The sequence below is a fragment of the Brooklawnia sp. genome, assembly GCF_049651565.1.
In the GTDB taxonomy this organism is placed as follows: Bacteria; Actinomycetota; Actinomycetes; order Propionibacteriales; family Propionibacteriaceae; genus Brooklawnia.
Genome location: NZ_JBASCI010000096.1, coordinates 1 through 3,900, shown reverse-complemented (window position 1 = coordinate 3,900; position 3,900 = coordinate 1). Strand labels below are relative to the sequence as shown.

Here is a 3,900-nt window from a genome sequence, read left to right as displayed (position 1 = left end):
GGCGCGGACTGCGGCCACCGCGATCGAGCGGCCGGCCTTCACCGGCGCGGTCAGGTCGATGGCGGCCACCACCTCGCCGGTGCGCGGGTCGCGGATGACGTCGGCGGCGCAGAGCCAGTCGCGGTGCGAGATGACCAGGTGCTCGGGGCCGCTGACGAAGGTCGCCCGCTGGTCGTGCAGGGCGGTGCCGATCGCGTTGGTGCCGACGTCGAACTCGCTCCAGTGCGCACCTTCGAGCATGCCGATCCGGTCGATGCGCCGACGCAGGAATGGCGAGCCCGCCATCCACAGGATCACCCCGGACGCGTCGGTGATCACCAGCAGGTGGTCGTCACTGTGGCCCTCCCAGGCCATCGCGCCGTGGATGTCGGCCACCATCTCGCTCAATGGGTGACGCTCACGGGCCTCGCCGAGTCGGGAATCCGGTTCGATGACCGGGTCGGAGGAGTCGTCAGGGGCCACCCCGGCGGCCAGCGCACGACGCCACGAGGCTGCGACCTGGGGCCGCAGGTCTGGGCGGACGGGCCGGCTGGCAACGGTCATCATCGATTCCGCATCGTCGGGGTGCCGCCATTGTCCCCCAGCGCCGGCCGCCTTTCAATGGCGAACGGGCAGGTCAGACCAGTTCGTTGAGCATGATCGCCTGCTCACGGCCGGGGCCGACGCCGATGCCGCTGATCCGGCAGCGGATCAACTCCTCCAGCCGCTTCACGTAGGCCTGGCAGTTGGCCGGCAGCCTGTCGAAGCGGCGCACCGCGGTGATGTCCTGCTTCCAGCCGGGCATCATCTGGTAGATCGGCTTCGCGGCCTGCACCTCGGACTGGGTCATCGGGTAGACATCGCTGCGGCGTCCGTTGATCTGGTAGCCGACGCAGACCGGGATCTCGTCCCAGCCCGACAGCACGTCCAGCTTGGTGAGGAAGACGTCGGTGCAGCCGTTGACCCGGTTGGCGACCTCGACGACCGGGGCGTCGAACCAGCCGCAACGGCGGGGACGACCGGTGGTCGCCCCGAACTCGCCACCGTCGGCGCGCAGCCGCTCGCCATCGGCGTCGAGCAGTTCGGTGGGGAACGGACCCTCACCGACCCGGGTGGTGTAGGCCTTGACCACGCCGATCACCCGGTCGATGCGGGTGGGGCCGACGCCGGTGCCGGTGCAGGCGCCGCCGGCGGTGGGGTTGGAGCTGGTGACGAACGGGTAGGTGCCGTGGTCGACGTCCAGGTGGTGCGCCTGGGCTCCTTCGAACAGCACGACCTTGCCCTTGTCGAGTTCGTCGTTGAGCAACCGCCCGCAGTCGACGATGTACGGCCGGATGCGGTCGGCGTGGCCGAGCAGCTGCTCGGTGACCAGGTCGGCGTTGATCTCGCGCCGGTTGAAGATCTTGACCAGGATCTGGTTCTTCTGCTCCAGCGACGCGACGACTTTGTCGTGCAACAGTTCGGGGTCGAGCAGGTCGGCCACCCGGATGCCGACCCGGTTCACCTTGTCGGAGTAGGTGGGGCCGATCCCCCGACCGGTGGTGCCGATGCGCTTCTTGCCGGCGAACCGCTCGGTGACCTTGTCGAGGGTCTGGTGGTAGGACGTGATCAGGTGCGCGTTGGCGCTGACCAGCGGGTGGCTGACCACCTCGCCGCGGGCGGCCAGCCCGTCCAGTTCGTGGTAGAGCACGTCGAGGTCGACCACCACCCCGTTGCCGATGACGGTGGTGGCGTTGCGGTTGAGGATGCCCGCCGGCAGCAGGTGCATGATGAACTTCTCGCCGCCCACCACGACGGTGTGGCCGGCGTTGTTGCCGCCGGAGTAGCGCACGACCAGGTCGACCTTCTCGCCGAGCGCGTCGACTGCCTTGCCCTTGCCCTCGTCACCCCACTGGGTACCGACCACGATGATGCCCGGCATGTCAGCCTCCGTTTTGCACCCCGGACCCTGCTGCGCCCGGGAACGACGAAGCCCCCTGCGCGCCGCGGGCGTGGCAAGAGGGCTCTTGCGACGCAACTCTAACCCGGCGGAAGGCTCGGCTGCCACAGACTCCCACAAGGTGGCGGATCGTTGATCTTGGTCGCGGCTGGTAGATAGTTGAACATGCGAATTGAAGTCTGGACCGATGTGGTCTGCCCGTTCTGCTACATCGGCAAGCGTGAACTGCAAACCGCGCTGGCCGGGTTCGAGCACTCCGACGAGGTGGACGTGGTCTGGCGGGCCTTCGAGCTCGACCCGGACGCGCCGGCCGAGGGGCAGGACACCACCGGGCTGCTGATGGACAAGTACCAGATGAGCTCGGCGCAGGTCGCCGCCCAGAACGAGCAGTTGGCCGCCCGCGCTGCGGAGGTCGGGCTGACCTACAACTGGCGCCAGTCGAAGTCGGCCAACACCCTCGACGCCCACCGCCTGGTCAAGCTGGCCGACACCGAGGGGCTGGCCGAGCAGGCCACCGAGCGGCTGATGCAGGCCTACTTCACCGACGGGCTGGTGGTCAGCGACCACGACGTGCTGGTGCGGATCGGCACCGGGATCGGCCTGGCCGCCGACCGCGTCCGCGACCTGCTCAATGGCGTGGAGTTCGCCGAGGAGGTGCACACCGACCAGTCCCAGGCGTCCCAGTACGGCATCCAGGGGGTCCCGTTCTTCCTGATCGACGGCCAGTGGGCGGTCAGCGGCGCTCACCCCGCCGAGCTGTTCCAGCAGGCGCTCGACCAGGTCTGGGACGAGACCCACCGTCCGCAGTTCATCACGCTGGGCGAGGTTTCCGGCGGTGCCGGCGGCTGCGGGTGCGGCAGCTGCGGCTGCGGCGCCAACGGCTGAGCCGCACGCTCAGCGGTAGCTGGGTTCGCGGTTCTTGGTCCAGCCGATCACCCGGGCGGTGATCGGCATCAGCGCCAACTCCACCAGCACCTTCCACAGGTAGCCGAAGAAGGCGTAGTTGGCCCACTGGGCGAAGTTGTCGATGCCGATCGCCCGGGCCGCGATCGTGCAGAAGATGATGGTGTCGACGGCCTCGCCGGCGCCGGTGGACGAGATCAGCCGCCGGTAGAGCTTCGACTCCTGGTGGCGGCGCTTGCCGGCCCACATGATCAGCGAGTTGGTGCTCTGGCCGCCGGCGTAGCCGAGCAGGCTGGCCAGCACCACGATCCACACCGGCCCCAGCGCCACCTCGAGGGCGGCCTGCTTGGCCAACCCGAAGTCGTCGTCGAAACCGGGCAACCAGATGATCAGCGAGTAGACCAGCACCGCCGACAGGTTGCCCAGGAAGCCGGTCGCGATGGCCCGCTTCGCCGCCCGAGGCCCGTAGACCTCGGTGATCACGTCGCCGAGGATGTACGCCAGCGGGAACAGGAAGAACGCGGCGTCGGTGATCACCGGCCCGATCACCACTCCCTTGGAGGCGCCGATGCTGGACAGCACCACCACCAGCATCATGATCGCCAGCATCGTGGCGAAGTGACCCGAGCCGATGGACGCGTACCTGACGTGGGCCGGTTCGCTGCCGGCGGCCGGACGATCGCTCAGAGCTGGGCCTCCTGCACCAGCGCCGGCCGGACCACTATCCGGGTCCACGAACCGACGTAGATCCGGTCGTGGGGCCCCAGCTCGACCCGGCCGGAGATCGGCTGGGTGGGCAGCGGCTGGTCGACCTGGCCCAGGTAGGTGCCGTTGGACGACCCGAGGTCCTCGACGAACCAGCGGCTGCCGTCGGTGGTGAGCGCCGCCTGCCGCCGGCTGACGCCAGTGTCGGTCACGCAGTCCAGGTCGGGCCGGCCGGCCGCCGAGGTGCGGCCGATCACGATGGTGGGCTTGCGCAGCGCCTGGATCATCGGCTGGCCGGGTGAGGGCAGTTGCTCGGGGGCCTGCTGCAGCCGGTACCACTCGGGGTCGATCCAGACCTCGGCCACCCAGCGGGC

4 protein-coding genes and 1 pseudogene are annotated in these 3,900 nt (G+C 69.2%); 1 reads left to right on the top strand and 4 read right to left on the bottom strand.

The annotated features are described in order from the left end of the window. Positions 1–546: pseudogene (locus tag WBL05_RS04515) on the bottom strand (hypothetical protein); the annotation flags it as partial. Positions 547–616: 70 nt separating this feature from the next. Further along, positions 617–1,900 carry an adenylosuccinate synthase gene (locus WBL05_RS04510; protein WP_424224036.1) on the bottom strand — a complete coding sequence of 428 codons (1,284 nt, stop codon included), beginning with the start codon at positions 1,898–1,900 and terminating at the stop codon, positions 617–619. A gap of 183 nt (positions 1,901–2,083) precedes the next feature. Between WBL05_RS04510 and WBL05_RS04505 the strand changes: the two genes are divergently transcribed. Then, positions 2,084–2,803, top strand: a complete 720-nt coding sequence (locus tag WBL05_RS04505; protein ID WP_424224035.1) for a DsbA family oxidoreductase — start codon at positions 2,084–2,086, stop codon at positions 2,801–2,803. A 9-nt stretch (positions 2,804–2,812) separates the two neighbouring features. On the opposite strand, the gene WBL05_RS04500 is transcribed toward WBL05_RS04505, so the two are convergent. Both WBL05_RS04500 and WBL05_RS04495 read right to left on the bottom strand, forming a co-directional pair. Continuing rightward, a complete protein-coding gene (locus tag WBL05_RS04500; protein ID WP_424224034.1) occupies positions 2,813–3,430 on the bottom strand; it encodes a queuosine precursor transporter in 618 nt (205 codons plus the stop codon). Positions 3,431–3,504: 74 nt separating this feature from the next. Next, on the bottom strand, positions 3,505–3,900 hold a 396-nt coding region (locus tag WBL05_RS04495), incomplete at its 5' end, for an FHA domain-containing protein (RefSeq protein WP_424224033.1).

Coding starts and splice junctions, on each gene's coding strand:
- WBL05_RS04505 (WP_424224035.1), top strand. CDS start 2,084: ATGCGAATTGAAGTCTGGACCGATGTGGTCTGCCCGTTCTGCTACATC.
- WBL05_RS04510 (WP_424224036.1), bottom strand. CDS start 1,900: ATGCCGGGCATCATCGTGGTCGGTACCCAGTGGGGTGACGAGGGCAAG.
- WBL05_RS04500 (WP_424224034.1), bottom strand. CDS start 3,430: ATGCTGGCGATCATGATGCTGGTGGTGGTGCTGTCCAGCATCGGCGCC.